We start from the raw sequence: 312 nt of genomic DNA on the forward strand, positions 1-312 counted from the left end.
TGAGCAGGCCGTTTGCTGTTGCTGCTTCGTCGATCAGCATGGTCTTGGTCGTGTCGACGTCGAGCGTCGTCAGGCTGACATTGCTGTTGGAGTCACGGTTGAACGAACCGACGATCGACCTCGTGCCCGGTGCAGTCGCGCCGGAAGCGGTGTAGAGCCAGTTTTCGCCGGAGAACGACGCCGACTTGACGATGCTCTTCAGCTGTTCCTGAAGCTGCGTGATTTCCTTCTGGACCTTGGACTTGTCAACGCCCGGCTCGCTGGCAGCAACCAGCTTTGCCTTGATTTCGTCAACGACCGAGATCGCGGCTT

General features: G+C 58.7%; 1 pseudogene. It reads right to left on the reverse strand.

Annotated elements, in window-relative coordinates:
• Positions 1-312 (reverse strand): annotated as a pseudogene (locus BC360_RS27560) (flagellin); the annotation flags it as partial.

The organism is Ensifer sp. LC163 (assembly GCF_001695855.1).
GTDB lineage: Bacteria > Pseudomonadota > Alphaproteobacteria > Rhizobiales > Rhizobiaceae > Ensifer.